Below are 26,957 nucleotides of genomic sequence, written 5' to 3' on the forward strand. Positions count from 1 at the left end.
GCGGCCCACCATGGCCGAGTTCACCCTCGACGACGTCCGGCGCATCCTGCGCGCGAGCGCGGGCGTCGACGAACAGACCGACCTGGACGGCGCGGACTTCGCCGACACCGCGTTCGCCAACCTCGGATACGACTCCCTCGCCCTGCTGGAACTCGCCAACCGCATCGAGCGCGAGTACGGCATCGAGATCCCCGACGGCGACCTCGAGCACACCCAGACCCCGCGCGAGGCCCTCGCCTACGTGCACGCCCGGCTCGCGGAGGTGCGCGTCTGATGGCCGGACACACCGACAACGAGATCGTCGTCGACGCGCCCATGGACCTGGTGTGGTCGATGACCAACGACGTGGCCTCCTGGCCGCGGCTGTTCAGCGAGTACGCGTCCGCCGAGATCCTCGGACGCGACGGCGACACGGTCACCTTCCGCCTCGCCCTGCACCCCGACGAGAACGGCACGGTCTGGAGCTGGGTCTCCGAACGCACCCCGGACCCCGCCACCCGCACCGTCACCGCCCGCCGGGTGGAGACCGGGCCCTTCGCGTACATGAACATCCGCTGGGAGTACGAGCAGCGGCCCAACGGCGTCCGGATGCGCTGGATCCAGGACTTCGCGATGAAGCCCGGGGCCCCCCTCGACGACGCCGGGATGACCGAGCGCCTCAACCGCAACACCGCCGTGCAGATGCGGCTGATCAAGGCCAAGGTGGAGGCCGCCGCCCGGGCCGCCCGGCAGCTGGAGGGCAGGCGGCTGCTGGTGACCGGCGGCAGCCGGGGCATCGGCCGCGGCGTCGTGCTCGCCGCCGCCCGCGCCGGAGCCGACGTCGTCACCTGCTACCGCACCCCCGGCCCGGCCGTCGCCTCCCTGGAGCAGGAACTCGCCCGGACCCCCGGCAAGCACCAGGTGGTGCGGGCCGACGCGGCCGACCCCGCGGACGTGGACCGGCTGGTCGCCGAGTGCGAGGCGAGCGTCGGCCGGCTCGACGCGGTCGTCAACAACGCGGGCGCCTTCCGGCCCACGCCGTACGCGGACCTGGACGACGCCCAGTGGGCCGCCACCCTCCAGGGCAACCTGACCGCCACCCACCTGGTGACCCGGCGCACCCTGCCCCTGCTGGGCGAGGGCTCCTCGGTGGTGAACATCGGCTCCACGGTCGCCTTCATCGGCATGGCCGGAGGCGTCCACTACACGGCGGTGAAGTCCGCCCTGGTCGGCATGACCCGATCGCTCGCCCGCGAACTCGGCCCGCGGGGCATCCGCGTCAACACCGTCTCGCCCGGCCGCATCGCCACCGAGGCGCTCGACGACCTGCCCGAGGAGGACGCCGAGCGGGAGCGCCGGACCTTCTCCTCCTTCACCGCCCTCGGCCGGCTCGGCACCGTCGACGACATCGCCCGCACGGTGCTGTTCCTCGTCAGCGACGAAGCCGCCTACGTCACCGGCCAGAACATCCACGTCGACGGCTGCGTGTGACCCGCAACCCCCAGCAACGAAAGGGACATCCCGTGGAATTCGCACTGCACGGCAAGAAGCTCCTCGTCACCGGCGGCAGCCGGGGCATCGGCCGCGGCATCGTACTCGCCGCCGCCCGCGCCGGGGCCGACGTCATCACCTGCCACCGGCAGGAGAGCGAGGCCGTCGACACGCTGACCGCCGCCCTGAAGGAGACCGCCGGCGACCACCACGTGCTGCGCGCCGACGTCGGCGACACCGCCGAGGTCGACCGGCTCCTCGGCGAGGTCAAGGACCGCTACGGCCGGCTCGACGGCGTCGTCAACAACGCGGGTGTGATCAGCCACATCCCCTTCGCGGAACTGCCCGCCGAGGAGTGGTCCCGGATCATCGACACCAACCTCACCGCCGCCTACCGGGTCATCCAGCAGGCGCTCCCGCTGCTCGGCACCGGCTCCTCGGTGGTGAACATCGGCTCACGCGGCGCCGCCGCGGGCATACCGCTGCGCGCCCACTACACCGCCGCCAAGGCCGCCATGACCGGCCTGACCCGCTCCCTCGCCAAGGAACTCGGCCCCCGTGGCATCCGGGTCAACGTCGTCGCGCCCGGCGTCATCGAGACCGAGGCCTTCGACGCGATGCCCACCGAACGCGCCGCGGGCCTGCGGGCCACCTACGCGCAGAAGACCGCCCTCGCCCGCCTCGGCACCGTCGACGAACTCGCCGGGCCCGTGCTGTTCCTGCTCAGCGAGCACGCCGCGTACATCACCGGCGAGACGCTCAACGTCGACGGGGGGATCTGACATGGCCGACAAGGTCTTCCGGGTCATGCTCCGCATGGAGATCCGGCCCGGCATGGAGGACGACTTCGAGAAGGTGTGGCTGGAGGTCGGCGACTCGGTCACCGACCACCCCGCGAACCTCGGGCAGTGGCTGTCCCGCAGCGCCGAGGAGAACGGCATCTACTACATCGTCAGCGACTGGGTGAACGAGCCGCTCTTCCGCGCGTTCGAGACCAGCGACCGCCACGTCGAGCACCGCCGCAAGCTCCACCCGTACCGCAGCGGCGGCTCCATGACGACGATGCACGTCGTCGCCGCCCTCGCCGGCGCGGCGGGCTCCGCCCGGGACATCCGGTGACCGCCGCCCCGGTCGAAGTGGTGCTGCACCACCTCAGCGACGACGCCGAGCAGGTCGTGAGCGCCTACCACGAGGCCAGCCGGCGCATGGCGGGCACGCCCGGACTGCTCGGCAACCGGCTGCTGCGCGCCGTCGGCGACCCGCGCGCCCTGGTCGTGGTCAGCCGGTGGTCCGACTGGGACGCCTTCGTGGCCTGGGAGGGCGGCGCCGCCCACAAGGAGCAGACCGCGCCTCTGCGGCCGTTCCGGGACCTGGAGCGGGACCGGCCGTTCGAGATCTACCGGGAGCTCGCCCGCTACGAGGGCGGCCACCCGCAGTCCGCCCCGGAAGGAGCCTGAGATGCCCGCCGCCCAGAGCCCCGCACAGGGCTCCGCGCAGAGCCCGTCCCCGCCACCCGCCGAACTGTTCACCCCGGCCTTCCACCAGGACCCGCACCAGGCGCTCGCCGAGCTGCGGCGGACCGCCCCGGCCGTGCCCGTCGTCACCCCCAACGGCCTGCGCACCTGGCTGGTCACCGGGTACGAGCACGCCAGGGAACTGCTCGCCGACCCCCGCCTCAGCAAGGACATGCGGGTCGGCAAGGACCTCATCCCGCGCAACTTCGCGGACCCGGAGAAACAGCGGGCCTTCCTCGCCGAGGCGGGGGACCACGCCCAGTTCCCCCAGGTACTCAGCGTGCACATGCTGGACAGCGACCCGCCGGACCACACCCGGCTGCGCCGGCTGGTCGGCCGGGCCTTCACCGCGCGCCGGGTGGAGGCGCTGCGGCCGAGGATCACCGGGCTCACCGACGAACTGCTGGAGAACATCGCTGCGGACGGCACCGTGGACCTGATGGAGGCGCTGGCCTTCCCGGTGCCGTTCACGGTCATCTGCTGGCTGCTCGGCGTGCCCCCGGACGACCGGGCCTCCTTCCGCCGCTGGTCCAACCTGCTCGTCTCCGGAGCGGGCACCGAGGAGGTGCGGGACGCCAGCGTCTCGATGATCGCCTACCTGCGGGCGCTGATCGACGGCAAGCGCGCCGAGCCCGCCGACGACATGCTCAGCGACCTCGTGCAGGTCAGCGACGAGGGCGACCAGCTCTCCGACGACGAGCTGATCTCCATGGCCTTCCTGCTGCTCGTCGCCGGCCACGAGACCACCGTCAACCTCATCGGCAACGGCACCCTCGCAGTGCTCGGCCACCCCCGGGTGCGCGAGCAGCTCGCCGCGGACCCCTCGCTGTGGCCGGCCGCCGTGGAGGAGTTCCTCCGCTACGACGGACCCGTCACCAACGCCACCTGGCGCTTCACCACCGAACCCGTCGAGGTCGGCTCCGTGGTCATCCCCGAGGGCGAGTTCGTCACCATCTCGCTCGGCGCGGCCGGACGCGACCCGGCCCGCTACCCCGACCCCGACCGACTGGACATCGGCCGCCCCCACAGCGCGTCGGTCGCCTTCGGCCACGGCATCCACCACTGCCTGGGCGCCCCACTGGCCCGCCTCGAAGGGCAGATCGTCATCAGCCGCCTGTTCGCCCGCTTCCCCGGGCTGCGGCTCGCCACCGACGCCTCGAGCCTGCGCTGGCGCAGCAGCCTGATGATGCGCGGCCTGGAGGAACTGCCCGTCTTCACCGGCGAGGACACCGGCTGACCCGGCCGTACGCCGCCGAGACGCTCGCGCCCCACACGAAGCACCGACGCACCAACGACCTCAGGAGACACACGTGGAACGTCTGGACACCGAACGCCCCAGCTGGGCGCCGCCGGAGGTGGACATCGACACCCCGAGCATCGCCCGGGTGTACGACTACTGGATCGGCGGCACCCACAACTTCCCGGCCGACCGGGAACTCGGCGACCGGGTCTCGGCCGGCAACCCCGAACTCGTCGCCACCCTCCGGGCCAACCGCGCCTTCCTGCGCCGCTCGGTGCGCGAACTGTCCGCCCTCGGCATCCGCCAGTTCCTCGACATCGGCTCGGGCATCCCCGCAGAGGGCAATGTGCACGACGTCGCCCTCGCCGCCCACCCCGACAGCACCGTCGTCTACGTCGACATCGATCCGGTGGCGGTCGCCCACGGCCGGGCCCTGCTCGCCGACGAGCCCAGGGCGGCGGTGTTCCAGGGCGATCTGCACAAGCCCCGGGAGATCCTGGACGCGGACGACACCCGCCGGCTGATCGACTTCGACCGCCCGGTCGCGCTGATCCTCGCCGCCGTACTGCACTTCGTGCCGGACGGCGACGACCCGCTGGAGCTGGTCCGGCAGTACACCGGCCCGCTGGCACCGGGCAGCGCCCTGGTCCTCTCCCACGCCGGCGCCGACGAGGTGCCGCAGGCGGCCCCCGAGGCGGCCGAGCAGTACCGGGGCGCGGTGAGCCAGGTGATCTGGCGCAGCACGGCCGAACTCACCGCCCTCTTCGACGGCTTCGACCTGCTCTCGCCCGGCGTGGTGCGCGCCCCCCTGTGGCGTCCCGAACCCGGCGAGCGCCCCGACCCGGACCTCGCCATGCTGGCCGGAGTGGCCCTCAAACCGGCCGGGTGAGCCGCGTGCGCCGTTCCTCCACCGAGCCGTCGGCGGCCGCGGGATCCGTGTCCGGGCACGGCGGAAGGCGCCGGGGGTTCGGCGCCCTGCTCGCGGTCGACCTGTGGGAGCGCTTCAGCTTCTTCGGGATGGCGGCGATCCTCGTGCTCTACCTCACCGCTCCCGCGGGCCGGGGCGGCATGGGCATGGCGTCGCAGTCGGCGGCCGCCGTCTTCGCGGCGTACATGTCCCTGTGCTTCCTGGCCGGGCTGCCCGGGGGCTGGCTCGCCGACCGGGTGCTGGGCGCGCGCCGGGCCGTACTGCTCGGCGGCGCGCTCATCGCCTGCGGCCACCTGGTGCTCGCGGCGCCCGCGCGGGGCACGCTCTGCGCCGGTCTGCTGCTGGTCGTCGCGGGGACCGGCCTCGTCAAGCCGGCCCTTGCCGCCATGGTGGCGGAGGCCGGGGGCGCGGGGCGCGCCCGCCGCGAGGCCGACTTCTCGCTGTTCTACGTGTGCATCCAGGTGAGCGCGCTGATCGCCCCCGTGGTGACCGGGCTGCTCGCCGAGCGGATCGCCTGGCACCTGGGCTTCGCCGCGGCGGCTGTCGGGATGCTGGCCGGGCTCGCGCAGTTCTCCCTGGGGCTGCGCGGGCTGGGGCCGGTGGGTTCGCGGCCGGCCCGCCCGGTCACCCGGGCCGAGGCCGCGACCGTGCGCCGCCGGGTCGCCCTCGCCGCCGCGGTGCTCTGTGCGGTGCTGGCACCCCCGGCGCTCCTCGGCGCCCTGCCCCTCAAGGCGGTACTGGCCGCGCTCGGCCTGACCACGGTCACCCTGCCCTTCGCCTACCTCCGCACCCTCCGCCGCAGCCTCGACCGCGAGAGCCCCGCCACCACCCTGGACACCGGCGAGGGCGGGCCCCACGACGGGGCGGTTCCGGCGGTCCTTGGGGCCGACGACGGGGCAGGTCCGGTCGTCGGCGGGGCCCGCGGCGGGGTTGCTCCGGCGGTCCGTGGCGTCAACGGCGGGGTTGCTCCGGCGGTCCGCGGGGCCCAGGAGGGGGCCGGCCCGGCGGCCGGCGGGGCCCGGGGAGGGGCCGGTCCGGCCGCCGTCCGGTCCGCGGGAGACTCCGGAGCCGACTCCGCGGCGCGGGCGCGGCTCGGGGCCTTCGCCGTCATGATGGCGGCCTCCTCCGCCTTCTGGATGATCTTCGCGCAGAGCGGATCGGCCCTCAGCCTCTTCGCCGAGCGCGACACCGACCGCGACCTGCTCGGCTTCGAGGTACCGGCCAGCTGGTTCCAGTCCCTGCACCCGCTGTTCGTCCTGCTCGCCGCCCCGTTCGTGGCCCGGCTCGGGCGGCGTGCGGGCCCGGGTACGCGGACGCCGGTGAAGTTCGCCTGGGCCCTCGCCGCCGCGGGGACGAGCTTCGTGCTGATGTCCGTCGCCGCGTCCCTGGCCGAGGACGGACCGGTCGGACCGTACTGGCTCGTGCTGGTCTACCTGCTGTACTCGTGCGGCGAGATCGCCCTCGCCCCGGCCGGTCTGGCGCTGGCCGCGGAGGTCGCCCCGCCGGGCAGCACCGGCCGCTTCCTCGCGGTGAACGGGCTCTTCGGCGCGGTCGGCGTCGTGGTCGGCGGCCAGCTCTACCGGCTCACCGCCGTACTGCCGCTGTCCGTCTACTTCCTGCTCGTCGGCGGCTTCGTCCTGGCCGTCGGCGCGGCCGTCGCGCTCGCCGCCGGACGGCTGGAGCGGCGGCTCGCCGCACCACCGTCGCAAAAGCAGAAGACCCCTGCTCAGCAGGGGTCTCAGCTGGTGTCCGAGGGGGGACTTGAACCCCCACGCCCGATAAAGGGCACTAGCACCTCAAGCTAGCGCGTCTGCCATTCCGCCACCCGGACAAGGTGTCTACCGCGCGGGCTCTCCCCGGCGACGAAGAAAACTTTACCAGGCTTTCCGGCCGCCCCGATCACCCCCCGTCCCCGCCTGAACGGCGCCTGACGGGCCGGGGGCGGCCTTGGGGAGACGCCGGGGGAGGGGGAGGATGAGGAGGACCACCGGCACGCGAGGTGGGCCACCAGCACCCAGCGGGAGGAAGCGGCGTGAGCGAGACGGACACGGCCAGGGGCGTAGCGGGCGAGGACGAGGTCGTGGACCTCTGCCGCGAGCTGATCCAGATCGACACCAGCAACTACGGCGACCACTCCGGCCCGGGCGAGCGCGGGGCCGCCGAGTACGTCGCCGAGAAGCTCGCCGAGGTGGGACTCGAACCGCGGATCTTCGAGTCCCACCCGGGCCGGGCCTCCACCGTGGCCCGCATCGAGGGCGAGGACCCCTCGCGGCCCGCGCTGCTCATCCACGGCCACACCGACGTCGTACCGGCCAACGCCGCCGACTGGACCCACCACCCCTTCTCCGGCGAGATCGCGGACGGCTGTGTGTGGGGCCGGGGCGCGGTCGACATGAAGGACATGGACGCGATGACCCTCGCGGTGGTGCGCGACCGGCTGCGCAGCGGCCGCAGGCCGCCGCGGGACATCGTGCTGGCCTTCCTCGCCGACGAGGAGGCCGGCGGCACCTACGGCGCCCGGTATCTCGTCGACCACCACCCGGACCTCTTCGAGGGCGTCAACGAGGCGATCAGCGAGGTCGGCGGGTTCTCCTTCACGGTCAGCGAGCAGCGGCGGCTCTACCTGATCCAGACGGCCGAGAAGGGCATGCACTGGATGAAGCTGACCGTGGCCGGCACCGCCGGGCACGGGTCGATGATCCACCGGGACAACGCGATCACCGAGCTCTCCGAGGCCGTGGCGCGCCTGGGCCGGCACCGGTTCCCGGTCCGCGTGACCAAGACGACCCGGGCCTTCCTGGACGAGCTCGGCGACGCGCTCGGCACCGAGCTGGACCCGGAGAACATGGAAGGGACGCTCGCCAAGCTCGGCGGCATCGCCAAGCTCATCGGCGCGACCCTGAGCAACACGGCCAACCCGACGCAGCTGGGCGCCGGCTACAAGGTCAACGTCATCCCCGGCGAGGCCACGGCGCACGTGGACGGGCGGTTCCTGCCCGGCTTCGAGGAGGAGTTCCTCGCCGACCTCGACCGGATCCTGGGCCCCCGGGTCCGGCGCGAGGACGTGCACGCCGACAAGGCCGTCGAGACCACCTTCGACGGAGCGCTGGTGGACGCGATGCAGTCCGCGCTGCTGGCCGAGGACCCGGCCGCCAAGGCCATCCCGTACATGCTCTCCGGCGGCACGGACGCCAAGTCCTTCGACGACCTGGGCATCCGCAGCTTCGGCTTCGCGCCCCTGAAGCTGCCGCCGGAGCTGGACTTCGCGGGCATGTTCCACGGCGTCGACGAGCGGGTGCCCGTCGACGGCCTGAAGTTCGGCGTCCGCGTCCTCGACCGTTTCATCGACGCGTCGTGACGCCATGACCGGCCCGATAATCGCCCGCGTGTGCGGGAGTTACTGAGAAGAGTGAATGCGACCATAAGCTCGTAGCTCCATTACTCCCTCCTCGTTACAGGTATCGCGATCAGTGAGAGAGATCGCTTTTGTCAACGAGGAGGAATAATGATCAAGAAGATCGTCGCCGCCGCGGCTGCCACCGGTGGACTGGTTCTCGCGGGCGCGGGCCTGGCCGTCGCCGACTCCGGTGCCCAGGGTGCCGCCGTGGGTTCCCCGGGTGTCCTCTCCGGCAACGTCGTCCAGGTGCCCGTCCACGTGCCGGTGAACGTCTGCGGCAACACGGTCAACGTGATCGGGCTCCTGAACCCCACCTTCGGCAACACCTGCATCAACAGCTGACGTTGTGCCCCGCCCCGTGAGGGTCTGACTCCATCGGCTCCGTGGGGGGTCTGAACCAGTCGGCCCCGGAGCGCGCGCCATGCGCTCCGGGGCTGACCGGTCTACCGCGCGACGGCATTCCCTTCTATCAGGGTGCGGTGCGCGTTTCCGGAAGGTTCGTGAAAAAGGTCGAAGGCAGGGATTTCATCACCATGCGACAGGTCACCCGCAAGGGCCTGATGACCGTGGCCGCCGCCACCGGCGTGCTCGCCGCCGCCGGCGGCTACGCCCACGCCGACGCGGGCGCGAGCGGCGCCGCGTCCCACTCGCCGGGCGTGCTGTCCGGCAACACCGTGCAGGCACCGGTCCACGTGCCGGTGAACGTCTGCGGCAACACGGTCGACATCGTCGGGCTGCTCAACCCGGCGGCGGGCAACACATGCGCCAATCACGGCGGCTCGTCCGGGGGGTCCGGCGACTCAGGGCACGGCGACTCCGGCGGCGGGGCGCACGCGGGCGGGCACACCGGCGGCTCGCCGGGCGTCGGCTCCGGCAACCACGTCCAGGCCCCGATCGACGTGCCCGTGAACGTCTGCGGCAACAGCGCCGACGTCATCGGCGTGGGCAACGCCGCCGCGGGCAACACCTGCGGCAACGCGGGCGGCGGGCACCACACGCCCCCCGGCGGTGGCTCCGGCAACCCGCCCGGAACGCCGGGCGGGCCCGGTCAGCCGGGCAACCCGGGACAGCCCGGCAACCCCGGTCAGCCGGGACAGCCCGGGAACCCGGGCACCCCGCCCGGCACGGGCGGCGGCCGGACGCCGGGCGGCTCGTCGTCCCACGTCAACCACCCCGGCGCGCAGTCCGTCGCCCCTCCGCACGGCGGCGCGCAGCTCGCCCACACCGGCAGCGACCTGCCGATGGGCGTCGCGCTGCCCGCGGGCGCCGGGGCGCTGCTGGCCGGCGCCGTGCTGTACCGCAGGGCGCGGCGGGCCTCGGCCTGACCGGGCCCCGGCCTAGCCGGGCCGCGTCGGCCCGGGCGGGTCGCGGCGCACACGACAGAGCGGGCCCCGCGTCATGCGGGGCCCGCTGGTGTCCGGACCGTCTCGCCTCACCACGTGGCGCGCACCTGGCGGATGATCCGCCGGCGCAGCCGCACCCTGCGGCTGCCGTCGCGCAGCAGGCTCAGGCGGTACAACTCCCAGTGCCCGTACTCGGCACGGTCCGTGAGCAGGCGGGTCGTCTCCTTGCGGGACACCCCGCGCGGTAGGTACACATCGACAAATTCGTATTCCGGCATCGCATCTATTGTGCGGGCTGGGGCCCGGTACGGATAGCGTCTGCACTATGTCTGATGCTGCGCAGCCCACCGCTGCCGAGGTACGCGCCGCCGCCGAGGCGGTCAAGACCGCGCTCGACCGCCACCTGGCCGCGGTCGAACGCAGGTCGGGAGAGGACGACCCGGCCGTCTACGAGGCGTTCAACCAGCTGGCCGCGGCCGCAGAGGTGTACGACGAGCTGCTCTACGACCGTTACGACGAGGTCACGCCCTTCGAGATCCCCGGTGACGACGCGCTGCCGCCGTACGCGGGCCCGGAGGAACCGAACGCGATCAGTGTGCTGATCCGCCGCGACTACGCCGTGGTCGAGCCGCAGCGGCTGCGGGCCCAGGCGCAGCGTGTGGAGGCGGCCGACTCCGAGGTCGGCGCGAGCCTCGGCGGGGATGCCTCGGACACGGTCCACGGGGCGCTCGGCATACTGTTCGGCGAGTTCGAACCGGACGAGATCGCCTCCAGACACAAGGAGTTCGGACTGGAGGAGGGCGACTCGACCCTCTGGGTCACGGCCTCGGACGAGCCCGCCGACCCCGGCGACTGGCTGGAGGCGCCCTTCGAGCACGTCGACCCGGAGGCGGTGGTGTGCCGCTTCGACGTCAGCGCGGTCTTCGACGAGGATCCGGACGCCGACGACGAGGACGACCCGGACGACGACATCGACGACGAGGCGCCCGACGACCTGGTCGACGACCTCGACACCGAGTTCGACACACATCTCGACGAGGACGAGGACCTGGAGCCGCTCGACGCCGACCGCTGAGTCCGGGCGCCGGACGGGGGCCACGGGGAGGTGTCTCGCGGCCCCCGCCCTCGTCCGTGCCCTCAGCCGGCCGCGGGCACCTGGGGGGCGAGCAGCACGGGCAGCCGGGTCGTCCGGGGCCGGGCCGGGACCTCGGCCACGGCTCTCGGCAGCGCCTGCTCCGCGCCCTGCACCACCGACAGATGGCGGCTCGCCCGGCTGAACGCCGTGTAGACCCACGGGCGGCTCAGCGCCTGTGCCGCGTCCCCGGGCAGCACCACGACCGCCGCCGGCCACCGGCCCCCCGCGGCCTGATGGGCGGTCAGCGCCCACCCGTGCCGTACACAGCCGTCGACCCGCTCCCTCGGCACGACCACGGCGGCCCCCGCGCAGGACAGGCGCAGCCCCTCGGCGTCGGCACCCACCACCTCGCCGGGCAGGGTGCGTCCGGGGGCGGGGGAGTAGGCGACGCGGTCGCCCGGGTCGAAGCCGCCGAAGCGGCCGGGGCCCGGGTTGAGCCGCTCCTTGAGCGCCGCGTTCAGCGCGCGGGTGCCCGCGGCGCCGCCGTGACCCGGTGTGATCACCACCGTCTGCTCGGCGGGGACGCCGATCGCCCGGGGCACCGAGTCCGCGACGAGCTGCACGGTCCGGTGCACGGCCTCGCCCGCGTCCCGCACCGGAACGATCACGACCTCCTTGCCGGGCGCCGCCACCTGGGGCAGCTCACCGGCGCCGATGCCCGAGACCAGCTCGCCCAGGGGACCCGGGTCCGGCGTCCGCGAGGCGATCTGCGGGCACACCCGCGCCGCCAGCAGATCCGCGAAGACCCGCCCGGGGCCCACGGACCACAGCACCGCCGGATCCCCGGCCAGCACGAGCCGGGCCCCGTCCGGCAGCGACTCCACCAGCAGGGCCGCCGTCTCGACGTCCAGCTGAGGCGCGTCGAGCACGACGAGGAGGTCGAGGTCGAGCGCACCGTCCGCGTCCCGGCCCGGTCCCTCGGCGCCGGACAGGAGGCCGGCCACCGTGGCGACGGGGTGCCCGGCCGGTTCCGCGGGACCGGCCGGGCGGCCGGACGGGGCCAGGAGCGCCGCGAAGGCCTCCCGGCCGAGCGGGCCGTGGGCGGCGGCCCAGGCGCGCAGGCCGAGACCGTGCGCCTCGTGGACCAGCCGCGCCGGCTCGGCGCGGGAGGCCTCGCCGCCGGTGTGCAGCACCAGGCCGTGGCCCGCGACCGCGCGGATCAGCTCGGCGGCGGAACCGCGCGCGGCGGACGCGGCACGCTCCCAGCCCTCCGCCGAACCACCTTCTTTGGGAACGGAGTTGACCAGCCTGGCCAGTCCGTCGGCCAGGCTCTCCTCCGCCAGCGCGTACCGCTCCAGGCCGACCAGGACGCGCACCGGGCGCTCCTCCTCCGCCTCGCCGTCGGTGTGGTCCTCCTCGTCCGGTGCCGCCGTCCGCTGCCGGGCCGGGGTGCCCGGCTCCTCCAGGGCGTCCTGGAAGACCAGGGCCTCGCCCTCGGCCAGGGTGCTCTGCAGGGCCGCGTCCGGATCGGGGACGCCCCGCTGGGCCAGTGCGGCGGTGAGCGCGTGACCCTCCAGGGCGGTGTGCCCGGCGAGGGCCGCCTGCTCCAGGAGCCAGAGGGTGAAGGCCCGCCCGCGCCGCTCGTCGCCGGGGCCGCACTCCGCGCCGAGCAGGGCCCGGGCGAACCCGTCGGCCTGCTCGGGCCGTACGCCCGTCACACGCAGCAGCAGCCAGGGGTCGGCGCGCAGCCGGTCGCCCGCGCCCGCACCGAGGACCGCCGCGGCCTGCGGGGCGAGCGAGTCCGGGGCGCCGCCCTCGGCGAGCACCAGGCGCACCGCGTCCACGGCCTCGGGCGCCACGGCCGCGGGCGTGGGCGCCGCGGGCACGGTGGCGGTCTCGGCCGGGGCCGGCCCCGGGCGCCGGGCCGGTTCCGGGGCGGCACGACGCGGCGTGGGCTCCGGCTCGGCGAAGACACCGGCCACGGGCTTCTCGCCGGCCTCCACGGCCCGCACCGCGGCGAGGAGGTCGGCCGCCTTGCCGCTGAGCTTGGACCCGCTCTCGACCGGCCCCTTCTTCTCGGCCCTGCGCCGCGCGATCCGCTCCCGCTCGAGCCGCTGAGCCGCGAGCTCGGCCTCGGCCTCGGACGGCCCCCCGGCGCCCCCGCCCGCCGGATCGGCGCCCGCCGCGTCGGCTCCCTCGGCCGCCGTACCGGCGTCCGCAGAGTCGGCTCCCTCAGCCACCGGGCCGGGCTCCGCCACGTCCGCCCCCGCGGCCGCCGAGTCCGTGTCCGGGGCCCCCGGTTCGGCCTGCTCCGTGGTCTCCGGGTCCGTGCTCACAGCGTGCTCCAGTCGTGATCGGGATAGCGGTGCACGGGCGCCGACACGTCGTCGAGCGCCCGGCAGATCTCGTCAGGAAGACTAAGCGTCTCCACTGACAACGCCGCCGTGAGCTGCTGCGCGTTGCGCGCGCCGACGATCGGGGCGGTCACCCCGGGCCGGTCCCGGACCCACGCGAGGGCCACCTGGAGCGGGGTGACCGCGAGCCCGTCCGCCGCCGTCGCCACGGCGTCCACGATGCGGCTCGCGGCGTCGTCGAGATACGGCTCGACGAACCGCGCCAGGTGGTCGGAGGCGCCGCGCGAGTCCGGGGGCGTGCCGTTGCGGTACTTGCCGGTCAGCACCCCGCGGCCGAGCGGGGAGGAGGGCAGCAGGCCGACGCCCAGGTCGAGCGCGGCCGGCAGCACCTCGCGTTCCACGCCCCGCTGCAGCAGCGAATATTCCAGCTGGGTGCCGGCCAGCCGCGTTCGCGTGCCCGGCGCCGCGAGCTGCCAGGTCGCCGCCTTGGCGAGCTGCCAGCCGCAGAAGTCGGACACCCCGGCGTACCGTGCCCGGCCGCTGCTCACGGCCAGGTCGAGCGCCTGGAGGGTCTCCTCCAGGGGCGTGTGGGGGTCGTAGGCGTGAACCTGCCAGAGGTCGACGTAGTCCGTGCCCAGCCGGGCGAGGGAGGCGTCCAGGGCGGCGAGCAGGTGGCCGCGGGAGCCGTCGAAACGGCGGTCCGGGTCCGCGACGCCGCCCGCCTTCGTCGAGATGACCAGGTCACGGCGGGGAACCAGCCCCTCCGTGAGCCGCCCGAGCAGATACTCGGCTTCGCCGTCGCCGTACACGTCGGCGGTGTCGACCAGGGTGCCGCCCGCTTCCCAGAACGCCTTCAGCAGGTCTGCGGCGTCGTGCTCGTCGGTGTCCCGGCCCCAGGTGAGGGTGCCGAGGCCGATGCGGGACACGCGCAGACCCGTACGGCCGAGATGCCTCTGCTCCATGAACGCCGAGATTACTGGCCAGTGGTGGGCCGTGGGTTGCCTGTGGACAACCGATTTCCCGCCCGGGCGACGGCCGTTCGATACCCGGCGCGGCCCGGCCACGGCCTGCCGTATCCGGGGGCCCCGCGCTAGTGTTCCCCGCACAAGGGACGTTACTGATCGGTAAGGGGATGCGGATGCAGCTCGGGATCAACCTCGGTTACTGGGGTGCCGGGATGGACGCGGACAATCTGGCGGTGGCGCAGGAGGCGGACCGGCTCGGCTACGCCGTGTGCTGGGCGGCCGAGGCCTATGGTTCGGACGCGGCCACCGTCCTCAGCTGGGTCGCGGCGCAGACCGAGCGCATCGACGTGGGCTCGGCCATCTTCCAGATCCCCGCCCGGCAGCCCGCCATGACGGCGATGACCGCCGCCACACTGGACTCGCTGTCCGGCGGCCGCTTCCGGCTGGGCCTCGGTGTCTCCGGACCGCAGGTGTCCGAGGGCTGGTACGGCGTCAAGTTCGACAAGCCGCTCTCCCGCACCCGCGAGTACGTCGAGATCGTACGGAAGGCGATGACCCGCGAGCGGCTGACGTACGAGGGCGAGCACTGGACGCTGCCGCTGCCCGGCGGGCCGGGCAAGCCGATCAAGCTGACCGTGCACCCGGAGCGCGAGCACATCCCCCTCTACATCGCCGCGATCGGCCCGAAGAACCTGGAGCAGACCGGCGAGATCGCGGACGGCGCACTGCTCATCTTCCCCTCGGCCGAGCACCTCGAGGAGACGGCCGTCAAGCACCTGCGCGCCGGACGGGAGAAGGCAGGGAAGACCCTGGAGGGCTTCGACGTCTGCCCGACCCTGCCGCTCGCCCTCGGCGACGACAAGGACGTCACCGCCCTCGCCGACACCTTCCGCCCCTACACCTCCCTGTACGTCGGCGGCATGGGCAGCCGCAAGCAGAACTTCTACAACCAGCTCGCCCGGCGCATGGGGTACGAGAAGGAGGCCGCCGAGATCCAGGACAAGTACCTGTCCGGCGACAAGGAGGGCGCCGCGGCCGCCGTCCCGCACGAGCTGATCGACCGGACCACGCTGCTCGGGTCCGTGGACCGGATCGCGGACCGGATGAAGGCCTACGCGGCGGCCGGGGTCACCACCCTCACGCTCGCCCCGGCCGGCTTCACACTGGACGAGCGTCTGGCCGCGCTGCGCGCCGGCACCGAGGCGCTGGAGCGCGCCGGGCTGGCCTGATCCGCGCGGGAGGTTTCCGCGGCCGTGGTGGGGGCTCGGGGGTCTTCCCCGCCACGGCCGTCACGGAGAACAACGCCCGCGGCCCGGCTCGGTTACGCCCCCGGCGCGACTTCGTGCTTCCCCCGTTCGGCGCAGTGGTCCGGCACTGCTGTTGCGAGGTTCTGCCCGCCGCACTTGACTCGTTCTTCGCGGAGCCCGGCAGAGAGGTGCCCACGATGCTTTCGGCGAAGAGCCTGTTCCAGGAGATCCTCGACAACGACGAGTCCTTCCGGCTGTTCTGCTCGATCGCGGCCAGCGGTGAGGCCCAGGGCGGCTGGGAGAACGGGCGCATCGCCGCACTGGTGCCTCCCGCCGAGCGCGACCTCGCGCCCAGGATCGCCCGCCACGGGGCGGACGAGGACAAGCACGGCAGGATCTTCCGGGCCCTGCTGCGCAAGCGCGGCCTGGAGCCCGTGCCGGTGCCCGAGGAGACCGACTACACGATGCTCCTGGAGCGGCACGGCATCGGCCTCGCGCACGAGAAGCTCAAGGGCGACACCCCGCTCACCGAGGAGGACATCGTCGTCTACCTGGCGCACAGCCGGGTCACCGAACAGCGCGCCTCGGAGCAGATGGAGCTGCTGTGCCGGTACTTCGCCGACCACCCCGACGTGGGCCGCGCGGTGAAGATGATCTCCCACGACGAGGACAGCCACCTCGCCTACTGCCACGAGGAACTGCTGCGCCTCGCGGCCGCCGGGCACGGCCGGACCATCCAGCGGGCGCTGCGCGCGTGCGCGCTCGCCGAGATCCGGATCCACCGCGACGTCAGCCTCGCCGTCATGGCCCGCATGGGGCGCATCCTCGGCTGGCCGAGGGCGAAGTCGGCGCTGCTCGCGGCGGGCATCCGGGCCGTCTACGCCTACGAGCGGTTCGCGGGCTGGCACCGCATGGTGAGCCTGTCCATGCCGGACCGGCGCGACGCGCTCGGCGGACCCGCCGCACCGGCGCCGGAATACGTCTGAGCGCGTCGCTCACACCCCCGCGTCCCGGTTCTCCTCACAGCCAGCCCCGCCGCTTGAACAGCCGGTACAGCAGGACCTCCATGACCGCCATCACCGTGATCACCGCCGGATACGACCAGACCCAGTGCAGCTCGGGCATGTGGTCGAAATTCATGCCGTAGACACCGGCGAGCATCGTGGGGATCGCGGCCATGGCGGCCCACGCGGAGATCTTCCGCATGTCGTCGTTCTGCTGGACGCTGATCTGCGCGAGATGCGCCGAGAGGATGTCGGAGACCAGCCGGTCGAGGTTCTCCACCGACTCGTTCACCCGGGTCAGGTGGTCGCTGACGTCGCGGAAGAAGGGCCGCGCCCGGTCCTCCACGAAGGGCACGCCCGTGCCGAACGTACTGCCCGCGCCCGTGCCCGCCAGCCGGGACATGGGCAGCGCCAGCGGTCCGGTGGCCCGGCGGAACTCGGTGATCTGCCGCTTGAAGTTGTAGATCCGGGAGGCGGTGTGGCGCGAGCCGCCGCCGTCCGGCGAGAAGACCTCCGCCTCCAGCTCCTCCAGGTCCGTCTGGAGCTCGGTCGCCACGTCGAGGTAGTGGTCGACCACGCTGTCGGAGATCGCGTACAGCACGGACGTGGGGCCCTGGCCGAGCGTCTCCGGCTCCTGCTCCAGCCGTTGCCGGACCGCGGCCAGCCCGCCGCCCTCGCCGTGCCGGACCGTCACCACGAACGAGTCGCCGACGAAGACCATGATCTCCCCGGTGGAGACCGTGTCGCTGTGCGGCTCGTAGATCACCGGCTTCAGCACGACGAACAGCGAGTCGTCGTACACCTCCAGCTTGGGCCGCTGGTGCGCCTTCAGGGCGTCCTCGACGGCCAGCGGGTGCAGCCCGAACTCGTCGGTGACGTGCTCGAACTCCTTCTCGCTCGGCTCGTGCAGGCCGATCCAGACGAAACCGCCTGCCGCCCGCGCCGTGTCCAGTGCGTCGGAGAAGTCCTCGGGGCCCTCCGTCCGGTGCCCGTCGTGATAGATGGCACAGTCGACGATCACAGAGCGTGTCCTCCTTTCGCCCGGCCGCCGCCGGTGTTCCCCCTACGCCTACCCTGGGCCGCATGCCCACGCTGATCCTCGTTAGGCACGGACGTTCCACCGCCAACACTGCCGGACTGCTCGCCGGCTGGACGCCCGGCGTCGCCCTGGACGAACGCGGGGCCGCGCAGGCCGCCGCGCTGCCCCAGCGGCTCGCCGAGCTGCCCCTCGCCGAGGTCGTCACGAGCCCGCTGCAGCGCTGCCAGGAGACCCTGCGGCCGCTGCTCGACGCCCGGCCCGGCCTGACCGCGCACACCGACGAGCGGATCGGGGAGTGCCACTACGGGGACTGGTCCGGACGCAAGCTCGCCGAGCTCAAGGACGAGCCCCTGATGGAGGTGGTGCAGGCGCACCCCTCGGCGGCGGCCTTCCCCGGCGGCGAGTCGATGCGCTCGATGCAGACCCGCGCCGCGGAGGCCGTCCGCGAGTGGAACGCGCGCGTGGAGCGCGACCACGGCGCCGACGCGGTCTACCTCATGTGCTCGCACGGCGACATCATCAAGTCGCTCGTCGCGGACGCGCTCGGACTTCACCTCGACCTGTTCCAGCGGATCTCCGTGGAACCCTGTTCGGTCACCGCGATCCGGTACACCCGCTTGCGGCCCTTCCTCGTGCGGCTCGGCGATACGGGCGATCTCGCGTCCCTCGCCCCGCGCGAGGAGCCCCCGGGCGACGACGCACCGGTCGGCGGCGGCGCGGGCGCACCGTGATCGTCGGCCGCAGTAGGGTGAAGCGGTCACGGTGACGCAGCGGCCGTCACCCCCCTCACCTCCACCAGCTCCCCCCTCGATCCCATGGAGACAGGACGTGTCCCGTCAGGTGTTCCTCTACGACCCCCCGGACCGGTTCGTGGCCGGCACGGTCGGACTGCCCGGGCGCCGTACGTTCTTCCTCCAGGCCACCGCCGGCTCCCGGGTGACCAGCGTGGCCCTGGAGAAGACCCAGGTCGCCGCTCTCGCCGAGCGCATGGACGAACTGCTCGACGAGGTGTTGCGCCGCAGCGGCGGCAGCGCCTCCGTCCCGGCCGTGGCCCCCACCGAGGTCTCCGACACCGACCCCCTGGACACTCCCATCGAGGAGGAGTTCCGGGTCGGCACCATGGCGCTCGCCTGGGACGGCGAGGAGCAGCGCATGATCGTCGAGGCGCAGGCCCTGGTCGAGCTCGACGCCGAGTCCGAGGAGGACCTCGCCGAGGCCGAGGAACGCCTGCTGCAGGACGAGGAGAACGGCCCCCCGATGCTGCGGGTCCGGCTCACCGGCGCGCAGGCACGGGCCTTCGCCAAGCGCGCCCTCGACGTCGTCAACGCCGGGCGGCCGCCGTGCCCGCTGTGCAGCCTCCCGCTCGATCCGGAAGGACACGTATGTCCGCGCCAGAACGGATACCGCCGCGGAGCGTGACGTCCGCCGAGCTGCTCGCCGAGGGCGAGCTGACGGTGCGCGGCCGCATCCGTGACGCCTCCAACGCCGCGCTGTTGTGCACGGTGGCGTACGCGGGTCAGGAGGCGTCCTGCGTGTACAAGCCGGTCGCCGGGGAGCGCCCGCTGTGGGATTTCCCCGACGGCACGCTCGCCGGGCGCGAGGTGGCGGCGTACGAGGTCTCCGAGGCGACCGGCTGGGGGCTCGTGCCGCCCACCGTGCTGCGCGACGGCCCCTACGGCGAGGGCATGTGCCAGCTGTGGATCGAGGCCACCCCGGACGCCGAGCTGCTCGCGCTCGTCGACGAGGAGGAGCCCGGCCCCGGGTGGAAGGCGATCGGCTTCGCCGAGGTCGGCCAGGGGCGGACCGCCCTGCTCGTGCACGCCGACGACGAGCGGCTGCGTCGGCTGGCCGTGCTCGACGCGGTGATCAACAACGCCGACCGCAAGGGCGGCCATCTGCTGCCGACCCCGGACGGACGGCTGTACGGCATCGACCACGGGGTCACCTTCAACGCCGAGAACAAGCTGCGGACGCTGCTGTGGGGCTGGGCGGGCGAGCCGCTTCCCTCGGAGTCCGTCGGCGTCCTCGAGGGCCTGCGGGACGCCCTCGGCGAGGGCGGGGCCCTCGCCCTGCGGCTGGCCCCCCTGATCACCCCGGCCGAGGTCGACGCCACCCGCGCGCGGGTCGAGGCCCTGCTCGCCTCGGGCAGACACCCGGAGCCCAACGGGGAATGGCCGGCCATTCCCTGGCCACCGGTCTAGCCCCCCGGCGGGCCGGGGGGCCTCGGCCCCCACAGGGGCACGCAGAGCGCGCACCGCCCATGGCCCGCCGCGGCCCGGCCCCACCGGCCCGGCCAGGGCCGGAACGGTCCCGCGAGTCCGCCGCGGCCCGGCGGCCCCACGAGTCCGCCGCGCTACGGCAGCCGCACAGCCCGCCGCGCCCCCCCACCGTCCGCGCCGGCGGCACACCCGCCGGGTCCGGCGCAAGAGCGCCTTCGCGGCCGTCCGGCGCGATCCGGTTCGTATACGGAACTCCGGTCCGGTTAGGCTCATGACATGCATGCCTGGCCCGCTTCCGAGGTCCCCGCCCTGCCTGGTCAGGGCCGCGACCTGAGGATCCACGACACCGCGACCGGCGGCCTCGTCACCCTCGACCCCGGTCCCGTCGCCCGTATCTACGTCTGCGGCATCACCCCGTACGACGCGACCCACATGGGTCACGCGGCGACCTACAACGCGTTCGACCTGGTGCAGCGCGTGTGGCTCGACACCAAGCGGCAGGTCCACTACGTCCAGAACGTGACCGACGTCGACGATCCGCTGCTGGAGCGGGCACAGCGCGACGACGTCGACTGGGTGGCGCTGGCCGAGCAGGAGACGGCCCTGTTCCGCGAGGACATGACCGCCCTCAGGATGCTTCCGCCGCGGCACTACATAGGCGCCGTGGAGGCGATACCGGGCATCGTCCCGCTGGTCGAGCGGCTGCGGGACCTCGGCGCGGCCTACGAGCTCGACGGGGACGTCTACTTCTCGGTCGAGTCCGACCCGAACTTCGGCAAGGTGTCCCACCTGGACGCCGCCGCCATGCGCCTGCTGTCCGCCGAGCGCGGCGGCGACCCCGACCGGCCCGGCAAGAAGAACCCGCTCGACCCGATCCTGTGGATGGCCGCCCGCGAGGGCGAGCCGAGCTGGGACGGCGGTTCGCTGGGCCGCGGCCGGCCCGGCTGGCACATCGAGTGCGTGGCCATCGCTCTCGACCACCTCGGCATGGGCTTCGACGTGCAGGGCGGCGGCTCGGACCTCGCCTTCCCGCACCACGAGATGGGCGCCTCGCACGCCCAGGTGCTGACCGGCGAGTTCCCCATGGCCAAGGCCTACGTGCACGCCGGCATGGTCGCCCTGAACGGCGAGAAGATGTCCAAGTCCAAGGGCAACCTGGTCTTCGTGTCGCGGCTGCGGTACGACGGCGTGGACCCCGCCGCCATCCGGCTGGCGCTCCTCGCGCACCACTACCGGTCCGACTGGGAGTGGACCGACCAGGTGCTCCGGGACGCCGTCGCGCGCCTCGGCCGCTGGCGCTCGGCCGTCTCCCGGCCGGACGGCCCGCCCGCCGACGCGCTCGTCGAGGAGATCCGCGAGGCGCTCGCCGACGATCTGGACGCGCCCGCCGCCCTCGCCGCGGTCGACCGCTGGGCGGCGTTCCAGCAGGAGCGGGGCGGTACGGACATCGGCGCCCCCGGCCTGGTCTCCCGCGCCGTGGACGCCCTGCTCGGCGTGGCCCTCTGACCCACGCGGGGCTCTGGCCACACGGGGCTCCGGCCCACGAGGGCACCCGAGACGCCGTCAGGGGCGGTGCGCGGCAGGCGCACCGCCCCTGACCCGTCCCCGGCCTTCCGGCCCCGAGTCCTTGGCCGGGCCGCCCTCAGTCCTCGGAGGAGTCCTCGTCGTCCGGCCCCGCTGCCGGTCCCGAGCCGGACCCGGACCCCGGCCCCGGGCCCGTCCCCGGCTTCTGCGGCTTCGGGGGCCGGCCGCGGCCGCCGGGGCTGTCCCGCAGGTACGAGCCGCCCTCGGCGCCGTCCGCGGTGGCGTGCCCGCCCGGGGAACCGCCGTCGCGGCGGCGCAGGTAGCGCTCGAACTCGCGGGCGATCGCCTCGCCCGACGCCTCCGGCAGCTCCGCGGTGTCCCGGGCCTCCTCCAGCGTTTGGACGTACTCGGCCACCTCGCTGTCCTCGGCGGCCAGTTGGTCCACCCCCACCTGCCAGGCGCGCGCGTCCTCCGCCAGTTCGCCCAGCGGGATGCGCAGGTCCAGCAGGTCCTCCAGACGGTTCAGGAGGGCCAGCGTGGCCTTGGGGTTGGGCGGCTGCGAGACGTAGTGCGGGACGGCCGCCCACAGCGACACCGCCGGGACGCCCGCGTGCGTGCAGGCCTCCTGCAGGACGCCGACGATACCGGTCGGCCCCTCGTACTTGGTCTCCTCCAGATCCATGCGGCGGGCCAGGTCCGCGTCGGACGTGGTGCCGCTGATCGGGACCGGGCGCGTGTGCGGGGTGTCGCCGAGCAGGGCGCCCAGGATGACCACCATTTCCACGCCCAGCTCGTGCGCGAAGCCGAGCAGCTCGTTGCAGAACGAGCGCCAGCGCATGGACGGTTCGATGCCGCGGACCAGCACCAGGTCGCGCGGCTTGTCGCCGCCGATCCGGACCACCGACAGCCTCGTCGTCGGCCAGGTGATCTTGCGGACGCCGCCGTCCATGAACACCGTGGGGCGGTTCACCTGGAAGTCGTAGTAGTCCTCGGCGTCCAGCGCCGCGAACACCTCGCCCTTCCACTCGCGTTCCAGATGCGCGACCGCGGTGGAGGCGGCGTCGCCGGCGTCGTTCCAGCCCTCGAACGCGGCCACCATGACCGGGTCGATCAGCTCGGGAACCCCCTCGAGCTCGATCACCCAGTGCCTCCTTCCGACGTGCCCTCGCGTACGTCCCAACCTTACGGCGTGCGGCGGGGGCGACCGCAGCCCCCTTGCACGGGGGAGTGACCGGATCACTGCCCCGTTCGCCACCCGGGAACACCCCTCATTCATCGGAGCTGTCCCCGTCGGACGCGGCCGGCCGCCTGGCATACGACCAGGAGACGCCCAGGGGGATCTTTCATAGGTCGGATGTACCGAAGAGCTCCGATGACCTGTGGCGCGGGTGTGCGGCAGGCGTTCCACGACATGCGCCCGCCGAGGGACAAGAGGCACGCATGAGCGAACCGAGCGGTGCCCGCACGCCGGGCCGCCGCCGCTCCACGCCCCCTCAGGGGACGTCGCGCAGCCGCCGCTCCACGCTCGCGAGGTGCACGGTCGCCCAGGAGCGCGCCGCCTCCGCGTCCCGGTCGCGCAGGGCCGCGAGGATCGCGCGGTGCTCACGCAGGGTGCGGCCGACCGCGTCCTCCCGCGCCGGGCCGCGCCGGATCCGGGCCCGGGCGGCGGGCCCCGGCAGGCCGTCGAGCAGCGCGCGGAGCACCGAGTTGCCGGAGCTCAGCGCGATGCCCCGGTGGAACTCCAGGTCGCACGCGACCAGTTCCTCCACCGAGGGATCGGGGCCGAGCGCGTCCAACCGGGCCGAGAGCGCGTCCAGTTGGCGTTCGGTGATGCGGGAGGCCGCCAGCGCGGTCGCGGCCGGCTCCAGGATGCGGCGCACGGCCAGGAACTCCGGCATCGCGTCGTCGCGGTGGAAGTCCAGGACGAAACCCAGCGTCCGCAGCAGCAGTTGGGGGTCCAGGCTGGTGACGTACGTCCCGTCGCCCTGCCGCACGTCCAGGATCCCGAGCAGGGACAGCGCCCGCACCGCCTCCCGCAGGGAGTTGCGGGACAGGCCGAGTTCGGCGGCGAGTTCGCCCTCCTTCGGCAACCGGTCGCCCGGGCGCAGCGCACCGGAGACGATCATCGCCTTGATCTTCTCGATCGCCGCGTCGGTCACCGCCATGGCCGTCCTCCCGGGCGTTCAGACATCGGATGTCTGAGCACAGTATGGGGGCGCACCGCGCCGCCCGGGGAGGAGAACGCACAGTTCAGCGCGCCCGACGCACCCGCCGCACGCGGGTCCGGCGCACGGGGCACGGCCCGTGGGCCCGCGCGGCCGGTGACGCGAAAAGGGGCGGCTCCGTCGGGGTGGAGCCGCCCCTTTTCGCACGGCCGGCCCCCCGTGCGGTGGGGGCCCGGCCGGCTGGTCCCGTCGTCGACGGGGCCGTTGTCCGCCCGACGGTCACTTCCCGTCGAGCAGGTCCTGGACCTTCGCCCGCACCTCGTCCGTGGCCAGGCCGCGGATCGTCAGCGTGGTACGGCGGCGCAGCACGTCGTCCTGCGTCTCGGCCCACTCGTGGTCGCGGGCCCAGACCACCTGCGCCCAGATCTCCGGCGCGTCCGGGTGGACCCGCTCACCCAGTTCCGGGTTCTCGTTGGCCAGCCGGGCGATGTCGAAGGCGAGCGAACCGTAGTGCGTGGCCAGGTGCCGGGCGGTGTCGGGCGCCATGCGCGGACCGGGCGCCGGACGGTCCACCAGCAGCCGGTGCGCGACTGCCCGCGGGTTGGCGATGCCCGGCAGCGGCAGCTTCTTCGGCAGCGAGGAGATCGGCTCGAAGTCCTCGCCGAGCGGGCGGCCGGGCAGCGACTCCAGCTTCTGCATCACCGTACGGCCGATGTGGCGGAAGGTGGTCCACTTGCCGCCCGCGACGGACAGCATTCCGCCCCTGCCCTCGGTCACCACGGTCTCGCGCTTGGCCTTGGCGGTGTCGCCGGGACCGCCCGGCAGCACCCGCAGCCCGGCGAAGGCGTACGTGATCAGGTCACGGTCGAGCTGCTGGTCGCGGATGGAGAACGCGGCCTCGTCGAGTATCTGGGCGATGTCCTTGTCGTTGACCGCGACATCGGCCGGGTCGCCCTCGAACTCCTCGTCGGTCGTGCCGAGCAGCAGCATGTCCTCCCAGGGGAGGGCGAAGGTGATCCGGTACTTGTCGATCGGCGTGGCCAGCGCGGCCTTCCAGGGGGAGGTGCGCTTCAGGACCAGGTGCGCGCCCTTCGACAGCCGGATCGACGGCGCGGCACCGGGGTCCTCCATCCGGCGCAGGTGGTCGACCCACGGGCCGGTCGCGTTGAGCACCAGGCGGGCGGCGACCCCGAACTCGTCGCCGGACAGCCGGTCCTTGAGTTCGGCGCCGGTGACCCGGCCCTGGGTGAACCGCAGGCCGGTGACCTCGGCGTGGTTGAGGACGACCGCGCCCGCCTCGACGGCCGCGCGGACCGTCATCAGCGCCATGCGCGCGTCGTTCATCTGGTCGTCGCCGTAGACCGCGACGGCCTTGAGGTTCTCGGTGCGCAGCTCGGGCACGTCCTGCGCGGCCTTCGACGGGCTCAGCAGGTGGCCGACGCCGTCGCCGAAGGCGGACAGCGCGGAGTAGGCGAAGACGCCCGCACCGAGCTTCGCCGCGCCGTGCGGCCCGCCCTTGTACACGGGGAGGTAGAACGTGAGCGGGTTCGCCAGGTGGGGGGCCACCTGGCGGGAGACCGCACGGCGCTCGAAGTGGTTCTCCGCCACCAGCTTCACCGCGCCGGTCTGCAGGTAGCGCAGACCGCCGTGGAGGAGCTTGGAGGAGGCGGAGGAGGTGGCGCCGGCGAAGTCGCCGGCGTCGACCAGAGCCACCCTGAGGCCGGACTGCGCGGCGTGCCAGGCGGTGGAGATGCCCAGGATGCCGCCGCCGATCACGAGGAGGTCGTACGTCGCCTTCGAGAGCTGCTCCCGGGTCTCGGCCCGGCTCGGGTGGGAGCCGGAGGCCGGGTGCGTTCCCAGGGCAGGCACGGACTGCAGGGTGGACTGACTGGTCATGCGGTTTCTTACTCCTCGTCCTCGAGCCAGCCCATGGTCCGCTCGACGGCCTTGAGCCAGCTCTTGTACTCACGGTCGCGGGAGTCCGCGTCCATGCGGGGGGTCCACTCGGCGGCCCGCCGCCAGTTGGCGCGCAGGTCGTCGGTGCTGTTCCAGAAGCCGACGGCCAGGCCGGCGGCGTAGGCGGCGCCGAGGCAGGTGGTCTCGGCGACCATCGGGCGCACCACGGGGGCGTCCAGGAAGTCCGAGAGTGTCTGCATCAGCAGGTTGTTGGAGGTCATGCCGCCGTCGACCTTGAGGGCGGTCAGCTCCACGCCGGAGTCCTTGGTCATGGCGTCCGCGATCTCCCGCGTCTGCCAGGCCGTGGCCTCCAGGACGGCGCGCGCGAGGTGCGCCTTGGTCACGTACCGCGTCAGGCCCGCGATCACACCACGGGCGTCGGAGCGCCAGTACGGGGCGAACAGGCCGGAGAAGGCCGGCACGAAGTAGGCCCCTCCGTTGTCCTCGACCGAGAGCGCGAGCGTCTCGATCTCGGCGGCGGTGGAGATCAGGCCCATCTGGTCGCGCATCCACTGCACCAGGGAGCCGGTGACGGCGATCGAGCCCTCCAGGGCGTAGACCGTGTCCTGGTCGCCGATCTTGTAGCCGACGGTGGTCAGCAGCCCGCTGTAGGAGTTGATGATCTTGTCACCGGTGTTCATCACCATGAAGGTGCCGGTGCCGTAGGTCGACTTGGTCTCGCCCTCGGAGAAGCAGGTCTGGCCGAACAGGGCCGCCTGCTGGTCGCCGAGCGCCGAGGCGACCGGGATGCCGCCGAGCAGGTCGCCCAGCTTGCCGCCCTTGATCTCGCCGTAGACCTCGGCGGAGGAGCGGATCTCGGGCAGGATCTGCGTCGGCACGCCGATCGACTCGGCGATCTTCTCGTCCCACTCCATGGTGTGCAGGTTCATCAGGAGGGTGCGGGAGGCGTTGGTGACGTCGGTGACGTGCCGTCCGCCGTCGACGCCGCCGGTCAGGTTCCAGATGACCCAGGTGTCCATGGTGCCGAAGAGGATGTCGCCGGCCTCGGCACGCTCGCGCAGGCCGTCGACGTTGTCGAGCAGCCAGCGGGCCTTCGGGCCGGCGAAGTAGGACGCCAGCGGGAGGCCGGTCTCGCGGCGGAAACGGTCCTGCCCGACGTTGCGGCCGAGCTCGCGGCACAGGGCGTCGGTGCGGGTGTCCTGCCAGACGATGGCGTTGTGGACCGGCTCACCGGTGTTCCTGTCCCACAGCACGGTGGTCTCGCGCTGGTTGGTGATGCCGATGGCCTTGATGTCGTCGCGGGTGATGCCGGCCTTCTCGATGGCTCCGGCGACGACCTCCTGGACGTTGGTCCAGATCTCGGTGGCATCGTGCTCGACCCAGCCCGGCTTGGGGAAGATCTGCTCGTGCTCCTTCTGGTCGACGGAGACGATACGGCCGTCCCGGTCGAAGACGATGCAGCGGGAGGAGGTGGTGCCCTGGTCGATGGCGGCGATGAAGGGGCCGGCGTGGGCGTCGGTCACTGTGTGCTCCTGAAGGTTCCGTGGTCAAGGGGG

Annotated in this window: 24 protein-coding genes, 1 tRNA gene and 3 pseudogenes; 19 read left to right on the top strand and 9 right to left on the bottom strand. The window is 73.4% G+C overall.

The genetic code is table 11. From position 1 onward, the window contains the following. Nucleotides 1-10 precede the first annotated feature (10 nt). The 9 genes and pseudogenes from ACF1A5_RS16950 to ACF1A5_RS16990 form a co-directional block, all read left to right on the top strand. Nucleotides 11-274, top strand: coding sequence for an acyl carrier protein (locus tag ACF1A5_RS16950; protein WP_392193636.1), 264 nt, complete (start codon nucleotides 11-13; stop codon nucleotides 272-274). Then, a pseudogene (locus tag ACF1A5_RS16955) lies at nucleotides 274-723 on the top strand (SRPBCC family protein); the annotation flags it as partial. The gene ACF1A5_RS16950 and the pseudogene ACF1A5_RS16955, both read left to right, overlap by 1 nt. 36 nt (nucleotides 724-759) lie before the next feature. After that, nucleotides 760-1,470: pseudogene (locus ACF1A5_RS16960) on the top strand (SDR family NAD(P)-dependent oxidoreductase); the annotation flags it as partial. A 32-nt stretch (nucleotides 1,471-1,502) separates the two neighbouring features. Beyond that, nucleotides 1,503-2,252 (top strand): SDR family NAD(P)-dependent oxidoreductase, encoded by a 750-nt coding sequence (locus ACF1A5_RS16965; RefSeq protein ID WP_392193637.1) that lies wholly within the window; start codon nucleotides 1,503-1,505, stop codon nucleotides 2,250-2,252. Nucleotide 2,253: 1 nt separating this feature from the next. Beyond that, the gene (locus tag ACF1A5_RS16970; RefSeq protein WP_392193638.1) at nucleotides 2,254-2,589 is read left to right on the top strand and encodes an antibiotic biosynthesis monooxygenase family protein; all 336 of its coding nucleotides are present in this window, start codon (nucleotides 2,254-2,256) and stop codon (nucleotides 2,587-2,589) included. Further along, a complete protein-coding gene (locus ACF1A5_RS16975; RefSeq protein ID WP_392193639.1) occupies nucleotides 2,586-2,927 on the top strand; it encodes an antibiotic biosynthesis monooxygenase family protein in 342 nt (113 codons plus the stop codon). The genes ACF1A5_RS16970 and ACF1A5_RS16975 overlap by 4 nt, the downstream gene beginning before the upstream one ends. Nucleotide 2,928: 1 nt before the next feature. Beyond that, nucleotides 2,929-4,221: a cytochrome P450 gene (locus ACF1A5_RS16980; protein ID WP_392193640.1), complete on the top strand. Its 1,293-nt coding sequence runs from the start codon at nucleotides 2,929-2,931 to the stop codon at nucleotides 4,219-4,221. A gap of 73 nt (nucleotides 4,222-4,294) precedes the next feature. Further along, on the top strand, nucleotides 4,295-5,113 hold the full coding sequence (locus ACF1A5_RS16985) for an SAM-dependent methyltransferase (protein ID WP_392193641.1): 819 nt from the start codon (nucleotides 4,295-4,297) through the stop codon (nucleotides 5,111-5,113). A 128-nt stretch (nucleotides 5,114-5,241) separates the two neighbouring features. Further along, a pseudogene (locus tag ACF1A5_RS16990) lies at nucleotides 5,242-6,741 on the top strand (peptide MFS transporter); the annotation flags it as partial. 154 nt (nucleotides 6,742-6,895) lie between these two features. Here ACF1A5_RS16990 and ACF1A5_RS16995 read toward each other — a convergent pair. Next, nucleotides 6,896-6,983, bottom strand: a tRNA-Leu gene (locus tag ACF1A5_RS16995). A gap of 201 nt (nucleotides 6,984-7,184) precedes the next feature. On the opposite strand from ACF1A5_RS16995, the gene ACF1A5_RS17000 reads away from it, so the two are divergent. The 3 genes from ACF1A5_RS17000 (at nucleotide 7,185) to ACF1A5_RS17010 (ending at nucleotide 9,874) form a co-directional block, all read left to right on the top strand. After that, entirely contained in the window at nucleotides 7,185-8,510 is a 1,326-nt protein-coding gene (locus ACF1A5_RS17000; RefSeq protein WP_392193642.1) for a M20/M25/M40 family metallo-hydrolase, read from the top strand. A 147-nt stretch (nucleotides 8,511-8,657) separates the two neighbouring features. After that, a complete protein-coding gene (gene chpH / locus ACF1A5_RS17005; RefSeq protein WP_392193643.1) occupies nucleotides 8,658-8,891 on the top strand; it encodes a chaplin ChpH in 234 nt (77 codons plus the stop codon). 191 nt (nucleotides 8,892-9,082) lie between these two features. Next, entirely contained in the window at nucleotides 9,083-9,874 is a 792-nt protein-coding gene (locus ACF1A5_RS17010) for a chaplin (RefSeq protein WP_392193644.1), read from the top strand. Between the two features lie 107 nt (nucleotides 9,875-9,981). On the opposite strand, the gene ACF1A5_RS17015 is transcribed toward ACF1A5_RS17010, so the two are convergent. Next, nucleotides 9,982-10,170 (bottom strand): DUF5703 family protein, encoded by a 189-nt coding sequence (locus ACF1A5_RS17015; RefSeq protein WP_392193645.1) that lies wholly within the window; start codon nucleotides 10,168-10,170, stop codon nucleotides 9,982-9,984. A 47-nt stretch (nucleotides 10,171-10,217) separates the two neighbouring features. Here ACF1A5_RS17015 and ACF1A5_RS17020 point away from each other — a divergent pair, with 47 nt between their 5' ends. Continuing rightward, entirely contained in the window at nucleotides 10,218-10,967 is a 750-nt protein-coding gene (locus tag ACF1A5_RS17020; RefSeq protein WP_392193646.1) for a hypothetical protein, read from the top strand. A gap of 62 nt (nucleotides 10,968-11,029) precedes the next feature. Here ACF1A5_RS17020 and ACF1A5_RS17025 read toward each other — a convergent pair whose 3' ends face one another. Together ACF1A5_RS17025 and ACF1A5_RS17030 are read right to left on the bottom strand one after the other, a co-directional pair. Further along, on the bottom strand, nucleotides 11,030-13,303 hold the full coding sequence (locus ACF1A5_RS17025; protein ID WP_392193647.1) for an ATP-binding domain-containing protein: 2,274 nt from the start codon (nucleotides 13,301-13,303) through the stop codon (nucleotides 11,030-11,032). Next, complete coding sequence (locus ACF1A5_RS17030; RefSeq protein WP_392193648.1) at nucleotides 13,300-14,283, bottom strand: aldo/keto reductase; 984 nt, start codon at nucleotides 14,281-14,283, stop codon at nucleotides 13,300-13,302. The genes ACF1A5_RS17025 and ACF1A5_RS17030 overlap by 4 nt, the downstream gene beginning before the upstream one ends. 176 nt (nucleotides 14,284-14,459) lie before the next feature. On the opposite strand from ACF1A5_RS17030, the gene ACF1A5_RS17035 reads away from it, so the two are divergent. Then, nucleotides 14,460-15,515, top strand: coding sequence for an LLM class F420-dependent oxidoreductase (locus tag ACF1A5_RS17035; RefSeq protein ID WP_392193649.1), 1,056 nt, complete (start codon nucleotides 14,460-14,462; stop codon nucleotides 15,513-15,515). 215 nt (nucleotides 15,516-15,730) lie between these two features. Then, complete coding sequence (locus ACF1A5_RS17040; RefSeq protein WP_392193650.1) at nucleotides 15,731-16,519, top strand: ferritin-like domain-containing protein; 789 nt, start codon at nucleotides 15,731-15,733, stop codon at nucleotides 16,517-16,519. Nucleotides 16,520-16,553: 34 nt separating this feature from the next. Here ACF1A5_RS17040 and corA read toward each other — a convergent pair whose 3' ends face one another. After that, nucleotides 16,554-17,558 carry a magnesium/cobalt transporter CorA gene (gene corA / locus ACF1A5_RS17045; RefSeq protein ID WP_392193651.1) on the bottom strand — a complete coding sequence of 335 codons (1,005 nt, stop codon included), beginning with the start codon at nucleotides 17,556-17,558 and terminating at the stop codon, nucleotides 16,554-16,556. A 62-nt stretch (nucleotides 17,559-17,620) separates the two neighbouring features. On the opposite strand from corA, the gene ACF1A5_RS17050 reads away from it, so the two are divergent. The 4 genes from ACF1A5_RS17050 to mshC all read left to right on the top strand — a co-directional run bounded on the left by ACF1A5_RS17050 (nucleotide 17,621) and on the right by mshC (nucleotide 21,301). After that, a complete protein-coding gene (locus tag ACF1A5_RS17050; protein WP_392193652.1) occupies nucleotides 17,621-18,307 on the top strand; it encodes a histidine phosphatase family protein in 687 nt (228 codons plus the stop codon). Between the two features lie 97 nt (nucleotides 18,308-18,404). Then, a complete protein-coding gene (locus ACF1A5_RS17055; protein WP_392193653.1) occupies nucleotides 18,405-18,995 on the top strand; it encodes a DUF3090 domain-containing protein in 591 nt (196 codons plus the stop codon). After that, on the top strand, nucleotides 18,959-19,777 hold the full coding sequence (locus tag ACF1A5_RS17060) for an SCO1664 family protein (protein ID WP_392193654.1): 819 nt from the start codon (nucleotides 18,959-18,961) through the stop codon (nucleotides 19,775-19,777). Before ACF1A5_RS17055 ends, ACF1A5_RS17060 begins: the two co-directional genes overlap by 37 nt. 294 nt (nucleotides 19,778-20,071) lie before the next feature. Next, nucleotides 20,072-21,301, top strand: coding sequence for a cysteine--1-D-myo-inosityl 2-amino-2-deoxy-alpha-D-glucopyranoside ligase (gene mshC / locus ACF1A5_RS17065; RefSeq protein ID WP_392193655.1), 1,230 nt, complete (start codon nucleotides 20,072-20,074; stop codon nucleotides 21,299-21,301). 136 nt (nucleotides 21,302-21,437) lie between these two features. Here the strand turns inward: mshC and ACF1A5_RS17070 are convergent, their stop codons facing one another. The 4 genes from ACF1A5_RS17070 to glpK form a co-directional block, all read right to left on the bottom strand. Beyond that, nucleotides 21,438-22,460 (bottom strand): PAC2 family protein, encoded by a 1,023-nt coding sequence (locus ACF1A5_RS17070; RefSeq protein WP_392193656.1) that lies wholly within the window; start codon nucleotides 22,458-22,460, stop codon nucleotides 21,438-21,440. Between the two features lie 352 nt (nucleotides 22,461-22,812). After that, a complete protein-coding gene (locus ACF1A5_RS17075) occupies nucleotides 22,813-23,484 on the bottom strand; it encodes a FadR/GntR family transcriptional regulator (protein WP_392193657.1) in 672 nt (223 codons plus the stop codon). A gap of 279 nt (nucleotides 23,485-23,763) precedes the next feature. Next, nucleotides 23,764-25,380: an FAD-dependent oxidoreductase gene (locus ACF1A5_RS17080; RefSeq protein ID WP_392193658.1), complete on the bottom strand. Its 1,617-nt coding sequence runs from the start codon at nucleotides 25,378-25,380 to the stop codon at nucleotides 23,764-23,766. 8 nt (nucleotides 25,381-25,388) lie between these two features. Beyond that, the gene (gene glpK, locus ACF1A5_RS17085; RefSeq protein WP_392193659.1) at nucleotides 25,389-26,924 is read right to left on the bottom strand and encodes a glycerol kinase GlpK; all 1,536 of its coding nucleotides are present in this window, start codon (nucleotides 26,922-26,924) and stop codon (nucleotides 25,389-25,391) included. Nucleotides 26,925-26,957 lie beyond the last annotated feature (33 nt).

Source organism: Streptomyces sp. NPDC014864 (assembly GCF_043081525.1).
GTDB lineage: Bacteria > Actinomycetota > Actinomycetes > Streptomycetales > Streptomycetaceae > Streptomyces.

Bases quoted from the DNA above. Each gene is read 5' to 3' on its own strand.
- ACF1A5_RS16980 (WP_392193640.1), top strand. From the start codon at position 2,929: ATGCCCGCCGCCCAGAGCCCCGCACAGGGCTCCGCGCAGAGCCCGTCC.
- ACF1A5_RS17030 (WP_392193648.1), bottom strand. From the start codon at position 14,283: ATGGAGCAGAGGCATCTCGGCCGTACGGGTCTGCGCGTGTCCCGCATC.
- mshC (WP_392193655.1), top strand. From the start codon at position 20,072: ATGCATGCCTGGCCCGCTTCCGAGGTCCCCGCCCTGCCTGGTCAGGGC.
- ACF1A5_RS17035 (WP_392193649.1), top strand. From the start codon at position 14,460: ATGCAGCTCGGGATCAACCTCGGTTACTGGGGTGCCGGGATGGACGCG.
- ACF1A5_RS16950 (WP_392193636.1), top strand. From the start codon at position 11: ATGGCCGAGTTCACCCTCGACGACGTCCGGCGCATCCTGCGCGCGAGC.
- ACF1A5_RS17075 (WP_392193657.1), bottom strand. From the start codon at position 23,484: ATGGCGGTGACCGACGCGGCGATCGAGAAGATCAAGGCGATGATCGTC.
- ACF1A5_RS17015 (WP_392193645.1), bottom strand. From the start codon at position 10,170: ATGCCGGAATACGAATTTGTCGATGTGTACCTACCGCGCGGGGTGTCC.
- ACF1A5_RS17040 (WP_392193650.1), top strand. From the start codon at position 15,731: ATGCTTTCGGCGAAGAGCCTGTTCCAGGAGATCCTCGACAACGACGAG.
- ACF1A5_RS17060 (WP_392193654.1), top strand. From the start codon at position 18,959: ATGTCCGCGCCAGAACGGATACCGCCGCGGAGCGTGACGTCCGCCGAG.
- ACF1A5_RS16970 (WP_392193638.1), top strand. From the start codon at position 2,254: ATGGCCGACAAGGTCTTCCGGGTCATGCTCCGCATGGAGATCCGGCCC.
- ACF1A5_RS17080 (WP_392193658.1), bottom strand. From the start codon at position 25,380: ATGACCAGTCAGTCCACCCTGCAGTCCGTGCCTGCCCTGGGAACGCAC.
- ACF1A5_RS17010 (WP_392193644.1), top strand. From the start codon at position 9,083: ATGCGACAGGTCACCCGCAAGGGCCTGATGACCGTGGCCGCCGCCACC.
- ACF1A5_RS17020 (WP_392193646.1), top strand. From the start codon at position 10,218: ATGTCTGATGCTGCGCAGCCCACCGCTGCCGAGGTACGCGCCGCCGCC.
- ACF1A5_RS17050 (WP_392193652.1), top strand. From the start codon at position 17,621: ATGCCCACGCTGATCCTCGTTAGGCACGGACGTTCCACCGCCAACACT.
- chpH (WP_392193643.1), top strand. From the start codon at position 8,658: ATGATCAAGAAGATCGTCGCCGCCGCGGCTGCCACCGGTGGACTGGTT.